Origin of the sequence: Tsukamurella sp. TY48 (genome assembly GCF_019656655.1) — a bacterium.
Taxonomy (GTDB): Bacteria; Actinomycetota; Actinomycetes; order Mycobacteriales; family Mycobacteriaceae; genus Tsukamurella; species Tsukamurella strandjordii.
On record NZ_BPMV01000002.1, the window covers coordinates 572763 to 590920 of the forward strand.

The 18158-nt window shown below is 70.2% G+C and carries 16 protein-coding genes; 9 read left to right on the top strand and 7 right to left on the bottom strand.

Features of this window, described 5'->3' with window-relative positions; translation table 11 throughout:
* Nucleotides 1-65 precede the first annotated feature (65 nt).
* Nucleotides 66-2798, bottom strand: a complete 2733-nt coding sequence (locus tag TTY48_RS18590) for a GNAT family N-acetyltransferase (protein ID WP_374758725.1) — start codon at nucleotides 2796-2798, stop codon at nucleotides 66-68.
* Nucleotides 2791-4023 carry an acetoin utilization protein AcuC gene (locus tag TTY48_RS18595; RefSeq protein ID WP_220659123.1) on the bottom strand — a complete coding sequence of 411 codons (1233 nt, stop codon included), beginning with the start codon at nucleotides 4021-4023 and terminating at the stop codon, nucleotides 2791-2793. Before TTY48_RS18595 ends, TTY48_RS18590 begins: the two co-directional genes overlap by 8 nt.
* Nucleotides 4024-4221: 198 nt before the next feature.
* Between TTY48_RS18595 and TTY48_RS18600 the strand changes: the two genes are divergently transcribed.
* Entirely contained in the window at nucleotides 4222-4905 is a 684-nt protein-coding gene (locus TTY48_RS18600) for a metal-dependent transcriptional regulator (RefSeq protein WP_220659124.1), read from the top strand.
* A 7-nt stretch (nucleotides 4906-4912) separates the two neighbouring features.
* Complete coding sequence (gene galE, locus TTY48_RS18605) at nucleotides 4913-5896, top strand: UDP-glucose 4-epimerase GalE (RefSeq protein ID WP_220659125.1); 984 nt, start codon at nucleotides 4913-4915, stop codon at nucleotides 5894-5896.
* Nucleotides 5897-5915: 19 nt separating this feature from the next.
* Here the strand turns inward: galE and TTY48_RS18610 are convergent, their stop codons facing one another.
* Nucleotides 5916-6965: a DUF4192 domain-containing protein gene (locus TTY48_RS18610; RefSeq protein WP_220659126.1), complete on the bottom strand. Its 1050-nt coding sequence runs from the start codon at nucleotides 6963-6965 to the stop codon at nucleotides 5916-5918.
* A gap of 252 nt (nucleotides 6966-7217) precedes the next feature.
* On the opposite strand from TTY48_RS18610, the gene TTY48_RS18615 reads away from it, so the two are divergent.
* Complete coding sequence (locus TTY48_RS18615; protein WP_255585887.1) at nucleotides 7218-9107, top strand: amino acid transporter; 1890 nt, start codon at nucleotides 7218-7220, stop codon at nucleotides 9105-9107.
* 1 nt (nucleotide 9108) lies between these two features.
* Here the strand turns inward: TTY48_RS18615 and TTY48_RS18620 are convergent, their stop codons facing one another.
* Nucleotides 9109-9912: an alpha/beta fold hydrolase gene (locus TTY48_RS18620; protein ID WP_220659128.1), complete on the bottom strand. Its 804-nt coding sequence runs from the start codon at nucleotides 9910-9912 to the stop codon at nucleotides 9109-9111.
* A gap of 58 nt (nucleotides 9913-9970) precedes the next feature.
* Between TTY48_RS18620 and TTY48_RS18625 the strand changes: the two genes are divergently transcribed.
* From TTY48_RS18625 to TTY48_RS18645, 5 genes are all read left to right on the top strand, one after another.
* On the top strand, nucleotides 9971-10396 hold the full coding sequence (locus tag TTY48_RS18625; protein ID WP_220659129.1) for a MarR family winged helix-turn-helix transcriptional regulator: 426 nt from the start codon (nucleotides 9971-9973) through the stop codon (nucleotides 10394-10396).
* 103 nt (nucleotides 10397-10499) lie between these two features.
* Entirely contained in the window at nucleotides 10500-11435 is a 936-nt protein-coding gene (locus TTY48_RS18630; RefSeq protein ID WP_220659130.1) for a proteasome assembly chaperone family protein, read from the top strand.
* Nucleotides 11432-12361, top strand: a complete 930-nt coding sequence (locus tag TTY48_RS18635; RefSeq protein ID WP_220659131.1) for an alpha/beta fold hydrolase — start codon at nucleotides 11432-11434, stop codon at nucleotides 12359-12361. Before TTY48_RS18630 ends, TTY48_RS18635 begins: the two co-directional genes overlap by 4 nt.
* 71 nt (nucleotides 12362-12432) lie before the next feature.
* Complete coding sequence (locus TTY48_RS18640; RefSeq protein ID WP_220659132.1) at nucleotides 12433-13407, top strand: alpha/beta fold hydrolase; 975 nt, start codon at nucleotides 12433-12435, stop codon at nucleotides 13405-13407.
* 48 nt (nucleotides 13408-13455) lie between these two features.
* Nucleotides 13456-15951, top strand: a complete 2496-nt coding sequence (locus TTY48_RS18645; protein WP_220659133.1) for an RNA helicase — start codon at nucleotides 13456-13458, stop codon at nucleotides 15949-15951.
* A 1-nt stretch (nucleotide 15952) separates the two neighbouring features.
* On the opposite strand, the gene TTY48_RS18650 is transcribed toward TTY48_RS18645, so the two are convergent.
* Both TTY48_RS18650 and TTY48_RS18655 read right to left on the bottom strand, forming a co-directional pair.
* Nucleotides 15953-16414 (bottom strand): SRPBCC domain-containing protein, encoded by a 462-nt coding sequence (locus TTY48_RS18650; protein WP_220659134.1) that lies wholly within the window; start codon nucleotides 16412-16414, stop codon nucleotides 15953-15955.
* 45 nt (nucleotides 16415-16459) lie between these two features.
* A complete protein-coding gene (locus TTY48_RS18655) occupies nucleotides 16460-16846 on the bottom strand; it encodes a DUF5997 family protein (RefSeq protein ID WP_220659135.1) in 387 nt (128 codons plus the stop codon).
* A gap of 29 nt (nucleotides 16847-16875) precedes the next feature.
* On the opposite strand from TTY48_RS18655, the gene TTY48_RS18660 reads away from it, so the two are divergent.
* On the top strand, nucleotides 16876-17619 hold the full coding sequence (locus TTY48_RS18660; protein WP_220659136.1) for a LysR family substrate-binding domain-containing protein: 744 nt from the start codon (nucleotides 16876-16878) through the stop codon (nucleotides 17617-17619).
* Here the strand turns inward: TTY48_RS18660 and TTY48_RS18665 are convergent.
* The gene (locus TTY48_RS18665) at nucleotides 17585-18154 is read right to left on the bottom strand and encodes a cysteine hydrolase family protein (RefSeq protein ID WP_220659137.1); all 570 of its coding nucleotides are present in this window, start codon (nucleotides 18152-18154) and stop codon (nucleotides 17585-17587) included. The two genes, TTY48_RS18660 and TTY48_RS18665, sit on opposite strands and share 35 nt — an antisense overlap.
* Nucleotides 18155-18158: the final 4 nt, after the last annotated feature.

Here is an 18158-nt window from a genome sequence, read left to right on the forward strand (position 1 = left end):
CACCAGCCCGGGCGACACCAGCTCGGGCGTCACCGAAGAACCATCACCGAAGGAACCGCGTCGGCTCACAGCCGGCGCGGTTCCGCCTGTTGGGCCAGGACATCGTTCGCGTGACCGATCCGGATCACCACCGACAGCACGGAGGCGCCGGTGGTGGTGGCCAGGATCGGCTGGCAGTCGATGCTCTGGATCTCCGGGACCTCGTAGGCCAGCGCCGCGATCCTGGTCATCACGTCGATGAGGGCCACGCGGTCCACGCCGGCCTCGCCCGCGAATCCGTCCAGCAGGGGCGCCGATTTCGGTGCCGAGAGCAGATCGTGCGCGGAGGCATTGGTGAGCGGCAGCAGGCGGTACGCGCGGTCGCCCAACAACTCCGGGACCGCCCCGCTCAGGCCGAAGGACAGCATCTGCCCGATCCTGGGATCGTTGTCGTAGCCGAGCGCGCAGCCGATCCCCTTGGCCGCCATCCGCTGCACGTGCAGGGTGCGCTCCCCCGTCTGCTCCGCGAGCTCGGCGAAGGCCGCGGCGACGGCCTCGGGTCCGCTGAGATCGAGCCGCACGGCGGCGAGATCGGCACGCAGCCGCCACCGGTCGCCCATGGCCTTGACCGCTACCGGGTAGCCGAGCCGGTCGGCGGCCGCCACGGCCGCCTCCGGCGAGGCCACCACGTCGAACGGCACCACCTCGACGCCGTAGAGCCGCAGCAGCTCCGCGCCCTGCTCGAAGGTCAGCGTCACCGAACCGCCGTCGCCGTTCGCCGGCGGGAGCAGCTCGCGCACCATGGTGCGGGCGGATTCGGCGTCGGTGCCGTCGGGGCGCGCCACATCGGAGACGGGCCGTGCGCGCCACTGCGCGTACTTCCAGCCGTTCGCGAGGACCCGCGCCGCGCGCTCGGGCTCGGGGTACGAGGGCACCGAACCGCGGACCCGCACCCCGTCCTCGTCGGTCACGGCGAGCAGCTCGGTGACGCCGTCGAAGGCCAGGAAGGTGGAGACGATCGGCTTGATCTGGCGGCGTGAGGCCTCCAACAGGACCGCGGCGTGCGCCTCGGGCGGCGCCTCGACCGGTGGGACGAAAACGGCGATGATCGCGTCCACCGCATCGTCGGCGAGCGCGGCGTCGATGGCCGCGCCGAACTCCTCCGGGGTGGCGGCTGCGCCCAGATCGACGGGTTCGGCCACATCGAGTCCGAGGCGCATGCCGGTGTGGGTGGCCAGCACGCCCAGCGCCGTCGAATTGCCGATGACCGCCACCCGCGGTCCCGCGGGCAAGGGCTGGTAGCTGAAGAAGGTGGCGCAGTCGAACAGCTCCGGGATCGAATCCACCTGCACCACACCGGAATTCTCGAACAGCGCCTCGGATGCCCGGCGACGCTGGTCGTAGTCGACGCCACCGCGATGCACCGCGACGATCGGCTTCTGGCGGGACAGGCGGCGCGCGATCCGCCCGAACTTGCGCGGATTACCGAAGCTCTCGAGGTATAGCAGCACCACCTCGGTGGCCGGGTCGGTGTCCCAGTACTGCAGCACATCGTTGCCGGACATATCGGCGCGGTTACCGGCGGAGACGAAGGTGGACAGGCCCACGCCGCGTTTGGTGGCGGTGTCGAGGATCGCGATCCCCAGCGCCCCGGACTGGCAGAAGAAGCCCACGTTGCCGGGACCGGGCACCACCGGCGCGAGGGTGGCGTTCAGGCGCACCTCGCCGTCGGTGTTGATCACGCCGAGCGCGTTCGGGCCGATCAGCCGCATGCCGTGCGACCGCACGGCGGTGAGCAGCCGCTGCTCGGATTCGGTACCGCGGCCGCCGGCGTCGGAGAAGCCGGACGAGACCACGAGCAGCGTCCGCACCTCCTTCGCGAGGCAGTCGTCGAGCACCTGGTCCATGTTGTCGGCGGGCACCGCGACCACGGCGAGATCGACCTGGTCGGGAATGTCGCGCACGGACTCGTACGCGCGGATACCCGCGACCGAGCGACGCTCGGGATGCACGGGGTACACCGGGCCGGCGAAGTCACCCGCGATGAGGTTGCGCAGCACCGCATGTCCCACCTTCGACGGGGTGGCGGAGGCACCGATCACGGCGATCGAGGTGGGCTGCAGGGCATTGCGCACGCTGCGCGCCTCGGACGCCAGCTCGCGCGCGTTGCGCACGGCGATCAGCGCCTCGGTGGGGTCGATGCCGAACTCCACGTGCACCACGCTGCCGTCGAAGCTGCGGCGCAACTCGTAGCCGGCCGCCTTGAAGACACTGACCATGTAGCGGTTCTCGGCCAGCACCTCGGCCTCGAACCGGTGGAACCCGCACTCCGCCGCGGCACCGGCGAGGTGTTCGAGCAGGATCGGCCCCAGACCGCGGCCCTGGTGCTCGTCGGCCACCACGAAGGCCACCTCGGCGGAGGTGGGCTTGCCCGCATCGGCGAGGCCCTCGTACAGGCCCACGGCGATGATCTTGTCGCCCAGCAGCGCCAGCAGGCACACCCGCTGGTGGTGGTCGACGGTGGTCATCCGTGCCACATCGCGCGGCGGCATCACCGGGTACGGGCCGAAGTAGCGCAGGTACCGGGTGCGCTCGGACAGCCCCGCGTGGAAGGCCACGATGGCGTCGGCATCGTCGGGCACCACGGGCCGCAGGTGCACCACGCCGCCGTCGGAGGCCAGCACATCGGCCACCCAGTGCGCCGGGAACTCGTACGGTCCGGTCCGTCCGCCCGACGATGCCTGCACCTCGACCTCTTTGTGGGGCACGGAGTTCGACGGCGCCGGATCGGCCGGCGCCCCGGGGTTCTGGTCAGTCACGGGGATCCTCCGGGTCCAGTCCATGGAGCGGGAAGACCGCTGATCGGGCACGGGCGATGAAGCGGTCGGTGGCGGCGTCGATGCTCGGCGCCGCCGGGTCGAAGGACGAGGGCTCCCACGGTGTGTAGTGGGTGTCGCCGCCCTCCCCCATGGTGTCCGGGATCGGCCCTGCTTCGCCACCGAGGCGATCGGCGGGGATCTGCGCCACGAGGTCCTTCCACTCCTGGGGGATCGGCGTGGCCGGGTCGACGTCGACGCCGACCACCGCACCCAGCAGGTGCGTCCAGGCCCGCGGGACCACCGACACCAGCTGGTATCCGCCGCCGCCCACCGCGAGCCAGCGGCCGTCGCAGACCTCATCGGCGAGATCGCGCATCGCGAGCATCGCGGCCCGCTGACCATCCACGGAGAGTGAGAGATCGGTGAGCGGATCGGCCGCGTGCGAATCGCACCCGCACTGACTGACGATGAGCTGCGGCCGGAACTCGCGCACCACCGACGGGACGACCGCGTGGAAGGCGCGCAGCCACAGCCCGTCCGGACAGAACGCGGGCACCGGCACGTTGACGGCCGTGCCCCGGGCCTCGGGGCCGCCGAGCTCCGACGGGAAGCCGGTGCCCGGCCACAGGTGCTGCGGGTCCTCGTGCACCGAGATGGTCAGCACCCGCGGATCGTTCCAGAAGGCCGCCTGCACACCGTCGCCGTGGTGGGCGTCGACGTCGATGTAGGCGATCCGGTCGAATCCGTTGTCGAGGAGCCAGGAGATCGAGATGGCGATGTCGTTGTAGACGCAGAAACCGGAGGCGTGGGTGCGCATCGCGTGATGCATGCCGCCGGCGATGTTGGCGGCGCGGGTGGCGGCACCGGAGGCGATCGCCTTGGCACCGGTCAGGGTGGAGCCGACGATGGATGCCGCGGCCTCGTGCATGTGCAGGAAGACGGGGTTGTCGTCGTTGCCGAGGCCGAACCCGGTGAGATCGATGCGGGAGCGGCCCGAACCGGCCACGCGGACGGCGGCCTGATAGTCGTCCGTGTGTGCGCGCGCGAGATCGGCCACGTCGAAACCGGCGGGCGCCACCACTTCGGCTCCGTCGATCACGCCGAGCATCCGGGACAGTTCCATGGTGAGCCGCAGCCGCACCGGGTCCATCGGGTGCGAGTGGGAGAAGCGGTATTCGAGTACCGAGGGATCCCAGACCACCTGGGAGTCGGGGAACCGTGCCATGCTTCGAGCCTATCGGCGCGATGATCCGGGCATACCGGTTTACCCCGCATGCGACGCAGCACACGCCCCGCTGCGGAGGCCCCCGGCGCGCCGGGGAATATCCGGGCGCTGTGACACGTCTAAGTTAGGTAACCTTTAGTCGGAGGGAATGGCGTTGCGTCTCCGTTAAGCTGATCGCGACGAGAAGGAGCTGGATTCGTGAACGATCTGGTGGACACCACCGAGATGTACCTGCGCACCATCTACGAACTCGAGGAAGAGGGCGTGGTGCCGCTGCGCGCACGCATCGCGGAGCGTCTCGATCAGAGCGGTCCGACCGTGTCGCAGACCGTGCAGCGGATGGAGCGCGACGGACTCGTCCGCGTGGCCGGCGACCGTCATCTGGAACTCAGCGATAAGGGCCGCAGCCTCGCCATCGCCGTGATGCGCAAGCACCGGCTCGCCGAGCGCCTGCTGGTCGATGTGATCGGGCTGCAGTGGGAGAACGTGCATGCGGAGGCCTGCCGCTGGGAGCACGTCATGAGCGAGGACGTCGAGCGGCGTCTGCTCGAGGTGCTGGGCAACCCCACCACCTCGCCCTACGGCAACCCGATCCCCGGGCTCGCCGATCTGGGCGTGACCACCGTGGGCGAGCTCGCTCGTCCCGCGCGCCTCACCGATCTGCCGCAGGGCGGTCCCACCGCCGTGGTGATCAAGCGGCTCGCCGAGCACGTGCAGGCCGATAACGACCTGATCAGCCGGTTCCGGGAAGCGGGTGTGGTGCCCGACGCTCGCGTCGCCGTCACCGTGCAGCGCGGCTCCGTGGTGATCTCCGTGGCGGGCCACGAGGACTTCGAGCTGTCCGACGAGATGGCGCACGCCGTCTTCGCCGAGGCGGTGTAGTCGCTCGATGCGTCTTCTGGTGACCGGCGGCGCCGGGTATGTGGGCAGTGTGTGCACTCAGGTCCTGCTGGAGCAGGGGCATGAGGTCACGGTCCTCGACGATCTCAGCACCGGCAACCGCGAGGCGGTCCCCGCCGGTGCCACCTTCGTCGAGGGCGACGTGGCGACGGCGGCCCGTCCGATTCTCATCGACGGCGAGTTCGACGGGGTGCTGCATTTCGCGGCCAAGTCGCTCGTCGGCGAGTCGGTGAAGCATCCGCACAACTACTGGCAGGGCAACGTGGTCACCACGCTGTCGCTACTGGACGCGATGCTCGCCGCGGGTGTGCCCCGGCTGGTGTTCTCGTCGACCGCCGCCACCTACGGTGAGCCCGAATCGGTTCCGATCACCGAGGACGCGCGCACCGCGCCCACCAACACCTACGGCGCCACCAAGCTCGCCATCGACGCCGCCATCTCGTCGTACGCCACCGCCTACGGGCTGGCCGCCGTCTCGTTGCGGTACTTCAACGTGGCGGGAAGCTACGCGGGGATCGGCGAGAACCGCGAGGTGGAAACGCATCTGATCCCGCTGGTGCTGCAGACCGCGCTGGGGCAGCGTCCGGACATCGCCGTCTTCGGCGCCGACTACCCCACGGGCGACGGCACTGCGGTGCGTGACTACGTGCACGTCAAGGATCTCGCCGATGCGCACCTCCTCGCGCTCGATCACGCCCGCACCGGCGCGCACGACGTTTTCAATCTCGGTTCGGGCGAAGGCTTCTCGGTGCGTCAGGTGATCGACACCTGCCGCGAGGTGACGGGCCGCGACATCCCCGAGGTGGCGGCCGAGCGGCGTGCGGGCGATCCCGCCGTGCTCGTGGCATCGTCGCAGCGGGCCCACGACGAACTCGGCTGGCGCCCACAGCACACCGATCTGCGCGGCATCGTCTCCGACGCATGGGAGTTCACTCGGGCCCTGGGCGATCGCGCCCACGCCGCCCGGCGCTGACCCCGGCATCTCACACTTCTCATCCCGCGAGCGGGAACTCGGTGTCCCGCGGCGGTAGGGCGATGCCCAGGGTCCGCGCGACGTGCTCGCCCGATTCCGCCGCGGCAGCCAGGGCACGCGGGCTCAATCCGCCCTCGAAGGCGCGCGCGAGCAGTCGCGCGGCGCGGTAGCCGCGATCCGCCGCGAGGGCCGCGTCCAAGGCGATCCCCGTGAGCGGGCCATCGCCCCGGGTGTACGCCGACGCCGCGACCAGCGTGGCCGCGGCAGCGCGCGGCGTCTGCGTCAGACGACGCGCGAGCTCCGCGAACAGCGCGCGGGCCTCGTCGGCCACCACCGTCAGGCTGAGCCCGAAGGCCGCGTCCCGGACCCGCACGTCGAGCAGGGCGCCGCCCAGTAGCGCAACATCGGCGTCCGAGAGCGCCGCCGAGGTCATGATCGCGGCGAGCAGGGCGCCGAGGAGTTCCGTGGGATCTCCGCCGGTTTCGGCCTCCGCCACCCCGATGCACTCGTCGAGACCGATCCCCGGGCCCGACTGCGCGACCAGGGCCACGAGCTCCGCGCGTGATGATCGAACGGGCCGCCCTTCCATGGCCGCGGCGAGCGCCGCCGGCGAGGTGCGCGGATCGGCGATGCGCCCGCTCTCCCCGTGCCTGCACAGCCATCGCGCACCGTCGCCCAGGGTGGTGGCGAAGAAGAGGTCCGCCAGCACGATGTCGGTATCGAGGGACGTGGGTGCCCGCAGGTGCCCCTCCAGACTGCTGACCAGCGCGGGGATCGCTTTCGTCAGGCGGCGGTCGTCGACCACCACGCAGTACACCCGGTCGGCCCCCTGGGTGCGGAGCATCGCGAGGGCGTGCCCGATGTGCCGCCCGCAGTCCACCCGGAGGGTGCCCGCACGCGTGAGCCCGAGATCGGTGCGCGCCGTGGCACCGATCCGGCCGGTCACCTCGTCGTGCACGAGCAGCACCACGGACCGCTCGGGGACGAAGCCCAGGAAGGCGGGCACCGCGGCGAGGAGCTCGCCGACGCTGTCGATGGGCAGGGCGTGGGAACTGCGGAAGGTCGTCATGGTCGAAGACTGGCCGAGGACGCCGACCCCGCACCTGTCGCCGCCGCCGGCCATCCCCAGCAATGCGTACGAAATGTCGCCCGGTCGCGTCGTCCGTCCACAGCCCCCGACCTGCGACGCCGATGGAAGTGGGCCGTACCGGACACGCACCCGCCGCAGCTCCCGCGCCGCCTCCCACCGAGGTCTACTGTGTACCGCGTGATTGGCCTACCCCGGTTCTCGGACCGCACCCGCGACTGGTTCCTCAGCGGCATGTCCGAACGCGCCGGCACCCACGTCGGTCCGCACGCGTCCGATACCGAACACCCCCAGCCGTGGTGGAAGGTCATGTGTCTGACGGGTGTCGACTACTTCTCCACCCTCGGCTATCAGCCGGCGATCGCCTTCATCGCCGCCGGCGTGATCTCCCCGATCGCCACGCTGGTCCTGATCGCGCTCACCCTCTTCGGCGCCCTCCCCGTGTACAAGCGGGTGGCGCGGGAGAGCTTCAACGGTGCGGGCTCACTCGCCATGTTCGAGCGGCTGCTGCCCTGGTGGGGCGGCAAACTCTTCGTCCTCGTGCTGCTCGGCTTCGCCGCCACCGACTTCATCATCACCATCACCCTGTCGTCGTCGGACGCCGCCGAGCACATCGTCGAGAACCCCCTGGCGCCCCAGTTCCTGCACGGCGCCAACATTCCGATCACGCTGCTACTGGTACTGGCCCTGGGACTGGTCTTCCTCAAGGGCTTCCGCGAGGCGATCGGCACGGCGGTCCTGCTGGTCACGGTGTACCTCTCGCTCAACGTGGTCGTGATCGCGGTGTCGCTGTGGCACATCATCGAGCGGCCGCAGTTCGTGCTGGACTGGCAGAACCTGCTGTGGTCGGAGAATTCCAACCCGCTGATGGTGGTGGCGGTCGCGCTGATCGTCTTCCCCAAACTGGCCCTCGGCCTCTCCGGTTTCGAGACCGGCGTCGCGGTGATGCCCCAGATCAAGGGTGACCCGAACGATCCGCCCGAGTACCCGGCCAAGCGGATCCGCGACACCGGGCGGCTGCTGACCACCGCCGCCGTCATCATGAGCGTGCTGCTGGCCACGTCGAGCTTCGCCACCACCCTGCTCATTCCGGCGAAGGAGTTCGGCCCGGACGGCAACGCGAACGGTCGCGCCCTGGCCTACCTGGCGCACGACTACCTGGGCAACACCTTCGGCACGGTCTACGACATCTCGACGGTGGCCATCCTCTGGTTCGCCGGAGCGTCGGCGATGGCGGGCCTGCTCAACCTCGTGCCGCGGTACCTGCCGCGCTACGGCATGGCGCCGCGCTGGGCCTCCGCGGTGCGCCCGCTGGTCGTGGTGCTCACCGTGACCGCGCTGGTGATCGTGCTGATCTTCGAGGCCGATGTGAACGCGCAGGGCGGCGCCTACGCCACCGGCGTCCTGGTACTGATGACCTCGGCCGCCGTGGCCGTGACCATCTCCGCCCGCCGCAAGCGGCAGACCGCGCAGACCTGGATGTTCGGGCTGATCGCCGCCGTCTTCGTGTACACCACGATCGACAACATCATCGAGCGTCCCGACGGTGTTCGGATCGCCGCACTCTTCACGCTCGCCATCGCGCTGGTCTCGATCGGTTCCCGGGTGCGCCGCTCGTTCGAACTTCGTGCCTCGTCGATCAGCTTCGACGACAAGGCGCTCGAGTTCATCCGGGACGACGCGAACGCGCAGCACGCGATCCGGATCGTGGCGCACGAACCCGATGTGGACACGAAGAAGGAGTACCGCGACAAGGTGCGCGCCGAGCGCAAGTTCGGCCACATCCCCGGACGGTCGCGGGTGATCCTGCTGGAGGTGTGGCCGCGCGACTCCTCCGACTTCGAGGAAGACCTGGAGGTCCGGGGCATCGAGAAGTTCGGGTACCGGCTGCTCAAGGTGCGCTCGGGCAGTATCCCGAACACCATCGCCGCGGTGCTGCTCTACATCCGCGATCAGACCGGCGTGGTACCCGAGGTTTACTTCCAGTGGTCCGAGATGAACCCCGTGCTCAACATGGGCAAGTACCTCGTCGAGGGCACGGGCGAGGTCGCGGCGGTCTGCCACGAGGTGCTGCGGCAGGCCGAGCACGACGCCAAACAGCGGCCCACCGTGCACGTCTCCTGATTCAGGGCCGGTAGGCGAAGGGCAGCTCGTGGTGCGCCACGGGCAGGGTCCGCACGTCCATCCACGGATACCGCTCGGCCACCGTCGCGGCCAGACGCGGCGCATCGTGGTACCGACTGCGCAGCGCGAACACCACCGTGACCCCGCCGGGAACGGCTTCCAGCGCGTCGAGTGCCTCCGCTGCGGGCCGGCGCGGAGGCGAGTAGGTCCTGCGCGGGCCGTCGGCCGCCGCTGTGGCGAGGCGACCGAACTCGGCGGTGGGCGGCCAGTGGCCCCGTGTCTCCCAGACCGCGTGCGCGCGCTGTCGCGAGCTCGACGGTGCCAGCAGGAGCGGGAGTGCTCGCAGCAGGATGCTCGGTCGCATGGGGGCGAAGACATCGGTCGGGTCGAGCAGGGTCATCGTCTGCACTCGGTCGGGGTGCACGAGGGCATGGGCGACCGCGATCTGGGCGCCGTAGGAGTGCGCGAGCACCGCCGCGGATGGCGCACCGACGCCGTCGAGAACCTCGCCGATCCAGGCCGGCCAATCCGCCCGCGAGCGGAAGGCGCGCCGCTCGCTCCCGCCCGCGTCGCCCGGCAGGTCGGGTGCGATCACCCGGAATCGCCGTGCCAGATCCGCAGCCTGCGCGAACCACACGGCCGCGGTACCACCGCCGCCCGGCAGGCACAGCAGGGGCGGCGCATCGTCCGGGCCGCAGGTGAGTACCGCAGTGCGCGCGAGGTCCCCGTCGACGGTGCGCCTGCGCACGGGCACGCCCCAGTCCCCCAGCACGGCGTCGTAGGCGTCGGTGAATTCGGATCCCATGCCATTCCTCTCGATCACCGAGATATTTGACTATCAAGATAGCTGGTAATCTCGGCGCGTGAGCGACAACGAGCACCTCGTCCACGCGCTGCGCGAGGCGGCGCTGCACTGGAACCGGGAGATCACGGACTTCGGCAGGCGGCACGGCCTCGGCGACACCGACATCCGCGCGCTCATCGCCCTGCTGGACCTGGAACGCGCGCAGGCACCGGCGACGCCCGGCGTGCTCGGCTCCCGGCTGCATCTCAGCTCGGCCGCCTGCACCGCCCTCATCGACCGGATGACGGCGGCGGGCCTGGTCGAGCGGGAGCCCGATCCTGCCGATCGCCGGCGAGTACGGCTCAGGGTGACCGCATCGGCGAAGCGTCTGGGCGAGAGTTTCTTCAACGGCTTCCTCGGACCGCAGCGGGAGGCTGCGGCCCAGCTCAGCCCCGCCGAGGCCGCCGCGGTGCACCGATTCCTGGCCGCCGCGGTTTCGCCGTGAGCAGAAACACCGCCGGGCGGGGAATCGACACACCGTACGACGGGTTGTCACACGTGAAAAACTGGTGGGACCCCGCACGGGGCGCACGGTAGGAGGTTGCGGGATGGACGAGCAGTCGCACATGTACGAGCTGGAGTTCCCCGGCCCGGCCGTTTCCGATACGGACGGCAACGGGCCGGTGCTGGTGCACGCCCTGGACGGCTACGCCGACGCGGGCCACGCGCTCAAGCTGCTGCGCGAGCACCTGAAGTCGAACCTCACGACCGAGCTGGTCGCCTCGTTCGACGTCGATGAGCTGATCGACTACCGGTCGCGGCGGCCGATGATGACCTTCGAGGACCGGTTCACCGAGGTCGAGGAGCCCGAGCTGAACCTGTACGCGGTCCGCGACAGCGCCGGGAAGCCCTTCCTGCTGCTGGCCGGTGCCGAGCCCGATCTGCGCTGGGAGGGCTTCGTGAGCGCCGTGTCGGGCCTCGCCGAGCGGTTCGGCGTGAAGACCGTGGTGGGGCTGCACGCGATCCCGATGGCCGTGCCGCACACCCGCCCGGTGTCGATCACCGGTCACGGATCGAATCCCGAGCTGCGCAAGGAGCTGCGCTCCTGGGACGGCACGATGCGGATGCCCGGTAGCGCCGCGGGCCTGCTGGAGCTGCGGATGGCGGACAAGGGCTACGACACCGTCGGCCTGTCGGTGCACGTGCCGCATTACCTGGCCCAGAACGACTACCCCGAGGCGGTGCTCGGCATGCTGGGCGCGCTGCGCAACACCGTCGACCTGCAGCTGCCGGACGGCGAACTGCCGGCGGAGGCGGCCGAGCTGCGCGAGCAGATCGACGCACAGGTCTCCTCGAGCGCCGAGATCACCCAGGTGGTCGAAGCCTTGGAGCAGCAGTACGACGAGGCCGCGCACGCGCCGCAGCCGCGCGAGCTGCTGATCGCCGACGGCGAGGCCATCCCCACGGGCGACGATCTGGCCAGCGAGTTCGAGGCCTTCCTCGCCGAGCAGGCGGGCGACGAGGGCGACGAGCCGGCTTCGTGAGCGCCCTGCAGCAGCGGGTCGCGCTGATCCACGGGCATCGCCGGGCCTACCGGATCGGCGGCAGCGGTCCCGCCCTGCTGCTGATCCACGGCATGGCCGACAATTCGTCGACCTTCGAGCCCATCCTCGACCGGCTCGCTGAGCACTACACGGTGATCGCGCCCGACCTGCTGGGGCACGGCAAATCGGACCGGCCGCGGGCGGACTACTCGCTGCCCGCGTTCACCAACGCCATGCGGGATCTGCTGCTGTACCTGGGCATCGACCGTGCCACCCTGGTGGGGCATTCGCTGGGCGGCGGCATCGCCGGACAGTTCACCTACCAGTACCCCGAGGTGGTCGAGCGGCTGGTCTTCGTGAACACGGGCGGGGTCACCCGCTCGGTATCCCCGGTGCTGCGCGCCGCCTCGCTGCCGATGTCGGAGCTGGCGATCCGCGCGATGGCGGCGCCCGGTGCGCTGCCGGTGGCGAGCGCCGCACTGAACCTGCTCGGCAAGGTGCCGCTCAAGACCTTCGTGGACAACGCCGAATGCGTGCGCGTGCTCGCCGGTCTCCCCCACGCCGGTACACCGCGGGCCTTCGCCCGCACACTGCGCGCCGTGGTCGACCCGCGGGGCCAGGTGGTCACCATGCTCGATCGCAGTTACCTGGGCGCCGATGTCCCCGCGCTCATCGTGTGGGGCTCCGACGATCCGATCATCCCCGTCGAACACGCGCACCTGCTGCACGCCACACTGCCGGCCTCGCGCCTGGAGATCTTCGACGGTGCCGGGCACTTCCCGTTCCGAGCCGATCCGGACCGCTTCGTGGCCACCCTGCTCGACTTCCTCGAGTCCACCGAGCCCGCTCACCTGTCCCGCGACCAACTGCAGGCGGCGCTGCGCCGCGACCGTGAGTGGGACGCCGAGATCGAAACCACCACGTAACGCGCAGCGACCACGCCGGTAACTCCGCGCTCGGACACTGACGTCGAGAAGTCAGCGACGAGGAGGCGGAGATGAGTCCGGATGTGCTGCCCTTCCGCTCGCGGCCGTACGCGCCCGAGCTGAGATTCGCCATGATCCACGGCCATCGGCGGGCGTACCGCATGGGCGGCAGCGGGCCCGTGCTGCTCCTGCTGCACGGCATCGCGGACAACTCGCTGGTCTGGGATCCGGTGATGGCGCAGCTCACCGATCGCTACACGGTGATCGCGCCGGACCTGCTCGGACACGGCCTGTCCGACCATCCGCGCGCCGATTACTCGGTGGCCGCCTTCGCGAACGGCATGCGTGATCTGCTGTGCTACTTGGGGATCGAACGGGCATCGGTGATCGGGCACTCCCTGGGAGGCGGGGTGGCCGGACAGTTCGCCTATCAGTTCCCGGACATGGTGGAACGGCTGGTGTTCGTGGCGCCGGGCGGGGTGGATCACGATGTCTCGCCGCTCCTGCGGATGCTGTCGCTGCCCCTGTCCGAGCAGGTGGTCGCGCTCACCGCGCTGCCCGGAGCGAAACAGGTGCTCGGACTCGCCCTCGACCTGGCCTCGGCCTTGCCGACGAGCGCGCGGTCCGACGCCGCGCAGCTGCGCCTGGCGCTCGACCGGATGCCGAACACGCACTCACCGAATGCCTTCGCTCGCACGCTGCGGTCGGTGGTGGACCTGCGCGGGCAGGTGGTGACGATGCGCGATCGCTGTTATCTGACCGCGCGAGTGCCCTCCCTCATCGCCTGGGGCAGCGACGACTCCATCATCCCGGTGGCGCACGCCGAGGTGCTCAGCCGGACGCTGCCGGATGCGCGCATCGAGCTGTTCGAGGGCGTCGGTCACTTCCCGATGGTCGAGGCGCCCGATCGGTTCCTGGCCGTGCTCACGGACTTCCTCGCCACCACCGAACCGGCGCGGCTGGCACGCACGCACCTGCGCGACGGGCTCCGTACCGCCGCGGGGGTCACGCTCACCGAGCCCACCCGGGTGAGTGCCGCGACCTGATTGCGGCACCCCGGAGATCCGGGATCGCCGCCCCGTAGAGTTGCGGGAGTGAACCTCTCCGATCTCCTTCCCGCCGATCCGACGGCGGACGCGTGCTTCGAGGCGTTCACCGAGTGGACCGATGGAAAGAGCATCGAGCTGTACCCGGCGCAGGAGGAGGCGCTGATCGCGGCCTGCTCGGGCGCGAACGTGATCGTCGCGACCCCCACCGGTTCCGGTAAGTCGCTCGTGGCCATGGGTGCGCAGTTCGCCGCCCTCGCGCAGGGCCGCCGTACCTATTACACGGCGCCGATCAAGGCTCTCGTCAGCGAGAAGTTCTTCGCGCTGTGCGAGGTCTTCGGCACCGCCAACGTGGGCATGGTGACCGGCGACGCCGCCGTGAACCCCGATGCCCCGATCGTGTGCGCGACCGCTGAGATCGTGGCCAATCTGGCGCTCCGCCAGGGTGCTGACTCCGATATCGCCCAGGTGGTGATGGACGAGTTCCACTTCTACTCCGAGCCCGACCGGGGCTGGGCGTGGCAGGTGCCGCTGATCGAGCTGCCGCACGCCCAATTCGTGCTCATGTCGGCCACGCTCGGCGACACCACCTTCTTCGAGGAGGACCTCACCCGCCGCACCGGCCGCGAGACCGTGTTGGTGGCCGGTGCCGAACGGCCCGTGCCCCTGCATTTCTCGTACTCCACGATGCCGATCCAGGATCAGATCGTCGAACTCGTCACCACCCACCAGGCGCCGGTGTACGTGGTGCACTTCACCCAGCAGGCCGCGGCCGAGCGCGCGCAGGCGCTCATGTCACTGCCGCTGTGCAGCAAGGAGGAGAAGGCCGCGATCGCAAACGCGCTCGGCGATTTCCAGTTCACCACGGGATTCGGCAAGACGCTCTCGCGGTTGATCCGCGCCGGCGTCGGGGTTCACCACGCCGGGATGCTGCCGAGGTACCGGCGTCTGGTGGAGAAGCTGGCGCAGGAAGGCCTGCTCAAGGTGATCTGCGGGACCGACACCCTCGGCGTCGGGATCAACGTGCCGATCCGCACCGTCTACCTCACCGGGCTCACCAAGTACGACGGGACGCGTACCCGGCACCTGCGCGCGCGGGAGTTCCACCAGATCGCCGGCCGCGCGGGCCGCGCCGGCTTCGACACCATGGGCACCGTGGTGGTGGCCGCGCCCGAACACGAGATCGAGAACGCACGGCTGGAGGCGAAGGCCGCCGGAGACCCGAAGAAGCTCAAGCGGATCCAGCGCAAGAAGCCCGCTGAAGGGTTCGTCTCGTGGGGCCAGCCCACCTTCGAGAAGCTGGTCGCCGCGGCGCCGGAGCCACTGGTCTCGCGCTTCTCGGTGACGAATTCGATGCTGCTCAACGTGATCGCGCGACCGCAGCCCTGCTTCGAGTCGATGCGCCACCTCCTGGAGGACAACCACGAGACGCGACGCAACCAGCTGCGCCACATCCGCACCGCGATCACGCTGTTCCGGGGCCTGGAGGCCGGCGGTGTCGTGGAGCGGCTCGACGAACCCGATGAGTTCGGGCGGCACGTGCGGCTCACCGTGGACCTGCAACCGGACTTCGCGCTGAATCAGCCCCTGGCGCCGTTCGCGCTCGCCGCACTCGAACTGCTGGATCCGGAGTCCCCCGAGTACGCGCTCGACGTGATCTCGGTGATCGAATCGGTGCTCGACGATCCCCGGACGGTGCTGCGCGCACAGCAGAACGCGGCGCGCGGCGCGGCCGTGGCCGAGATGAAGGCCGACGGCATCGATTACGACGAGCGGATGGCGCTCCTGGAGGACGTCACCTACCCGAAGCCGCTGGAGGATCTGCTGGTCCCCGCCTTCGCGACGTACGCCGCCGGGCACGCCTGGGTGACGCAGTTCGAGCTCTCACCGAAGTCCGTGGTGCGGGAGATGATCGAGCGTGCGATGACCTTCAACGACTTCGTCTCGCGGTACCAGCTCGGCCGGTCCGAGGGTGCCGTGCTGCGCTACCTCTCCGACGCCTTCCGCACGCTGCGGCACACCGTCCCCGAATCGGCGCGCACGCCCGAGCTCGAGGACTACATCGCCTGGCTCGGCGCCCTGGTGCGGTACGTGGACAGCTCGCTCGTGGACGAGTGGGAGGAGATGACCTCCCCGGATCCGCTGAGGGCGCACGTCGAGGCGCCGGAGCTCACCCGGTCGGTCTCGCTCACCGCGGACGAGCGGGCGTTCACGGTGATGGTGCGCAATGCGATGTTCCGGCGGGTGCAGTTGGTGGCCGAGGAGGAGTACGACCTGCTCGACGAGATGGACCCGGGTGTCGACTGGTACGCGGCCTTCGACGACTACTACGAGGAGTACGACGACATCGACACGGGCCCGGACGCCCGTGGCCCGCAGTTGTTCTCGCTCGACACCGCGCTCCCCCGCGCCTGGAAGGTACGACAGACGATCGCCGACCCCGACGGCGATCACGGATGGGCGATCACCGCGACCGTCGACCTGCCGGCCTCCGACGACCGCGGCGATGTGGTGCTGGTGGACGTCGCCGTGGTCTCGGGCTGACTCAGGACTGCAGGTGTCGGTCCAGCGCCGCGAGTGACTCGTCGAGGAACTCCGGCGGGAAGGGCGGCATGCCACCGATCTGGTCGCGGAAGGCCTGCGGGGTGTCGGTCCAGTCGTAGGTCAGTGTGACCTCGGTGCCCTCACCCGACGGTGCGAGGTCGTAGCGCCACCACCAGCCGCCCGGCTGCCACCGGCCGTCCTGTGTGGTGCCGGGGAGCCACCCGATGGTGCGGTCGGGCTCGAAGTCGGTGACCTTGTTCTCCATGACGTAGTCGCCGCCCGCCTGCTCCAGGTACATGTTCACCGAGAACATCTGGCCCACATGGTCGATCGGCGTCGCATCGACGGCGCCGCGAACCCAGCTCCCGGGCTCGGTGTACTGATGCCGGTCCGGGTCGGTGAGGACCGCGAAGACCTGGCCGGGGGCGGACGGGATGGTGCGTGAGGCGACGAAGCGTTCCATGTTCACACCGTAGACATGCGCGACGGGTTGCGTGGCCGTTCGGCGCTACCGCTCGCGGGCGCGCTCCGCGTGCAAGGACTTCACCCGGCGCTCCTCCCGGAGCACCTTCTGGTACGTATCCCGCTCGGCGACCAGCCACTCCGGCTTCTCCGCCAGCAGCGCCTCGATCTCCTCCGTGGTGAGCGCCTCCTCGATCCCGCCGCGCGCGAGGCCGGAGATCGAGACACCGAGCTTCGCGGCCACCAGGTTCTTCGGGTGCGGTCCGTTCTTGCGCAGATCCTGCAGCCACGCCGGAGGATCGGCCTGCAGCGCGGCCAACTGCTCGCGGGTCAGCGTGCCCTCCTGGAACTCGGCGGGCGTGGCCGGCAGGTACACGTCCAGCTTCTTCGCCGCGGTGGCGGGTTTCATGGACTGCGCGTTGGGCCTGCTCATGTGCACAGCCTATCGGTAGCCTGACATCCGTGACCTCGCCATCGCTGCGCGTGGGCTATGTGCCCGGCGCCACCCCCGCCAAATGGGTGCGCATCTGGGGTGAACGGCACCCGGACGCGCCGCTGGAACTGGTTGCGGTCGACGCGGCCGACGCCGCCGAGGCGGTGCGGTCCGGCACCGTCGACCTCGCCCTCCTGCGCCTGCCGACCGACATCGCGGGGCTCGCGGTGATCCCACTGTACGAGGAGGCGACGGTGGCGGTGGTCCCCAAGGATCACGTGATCACGGCGGTCGACGAGATCGCGCTGCAGGATCTGCACGGCGAACCCGTACTGCTCCCCCACGACGACACGCTCGCCTGGCCCGATGCACCGGGCGCCCCTGTCGAGCACCGGCCGGCCACCACCGCCGAGGCGATCGAACTCGTGGCCGCCGGGCTCGGGGCCCTCGTGGTCCCGCAATCGCTGGCCCGGCTGCACCACCGCAAGGACCTCACCTACCGGCCGATCACGGATGCGCCGCCCGCACCGGTCGCGCTCGCCGTCGCGGAGGGCGAGCAGCCCGAGCCGGTCGCCGACTTCATCGGCATCGTGCGCGGCCGCCGGGCGTCGTCGTCGCGGGGCCGGGACGAGCCCGCTCCCAAACGCACCGCGCGGGAGAAGACGCTCGCCAAACAGGCGGCGCGGGCCGCGGCCGGGAAGAAGGCGAACCCGGGCAAGTCCGGCGGCAAGGGCGGTGTCAGCCGAGAGCGTCGATCCACTCGTCGACGGTGATCACCTCGGCCTGCCGGGGGAAGACCTTGCGCATCAGCACCCGGTGCACCTCGGGGTCGTGGTCGGCGCAGGCGTCAAACAGCACGACGAGGCCGTAGTCCAGATCGGCGGCGTAGCGCACCGTGGACAGGACGACGCCGCTGGTGCTGATCCCCGCGAGCACCAACTGATCGGCGCGCAGACCACGCAGGACGGCGTCCAGATCGCTGCCGCTGAACGCACCGAACCGCCGCTTGGTGACCACCGGCTCGCCGGGCAGGGGCGCGACCTCGGTGACGATCGCGGTGAGCGGCGAGGCCTCCGTCATGGAGTCGCCGGTCTGCACGATCGGCGCGAAAGCCCGGTTGGCGGGCGAGATCTCCGGATAGTCGGGCCGGAACGCGACGCGCACGTGCACCACGGGCATCCCGTGGTCACGGGCCGCGCTCAGCGCACGTTCCGCCTGTCCCAGGGCGAGCCCGCCGGCGCGTTCCGCACCGTCGACGATGCCGCGCTGGAAGTCCATCAGGAGCAGTACCGGACGTTCGAATGCCATGCCG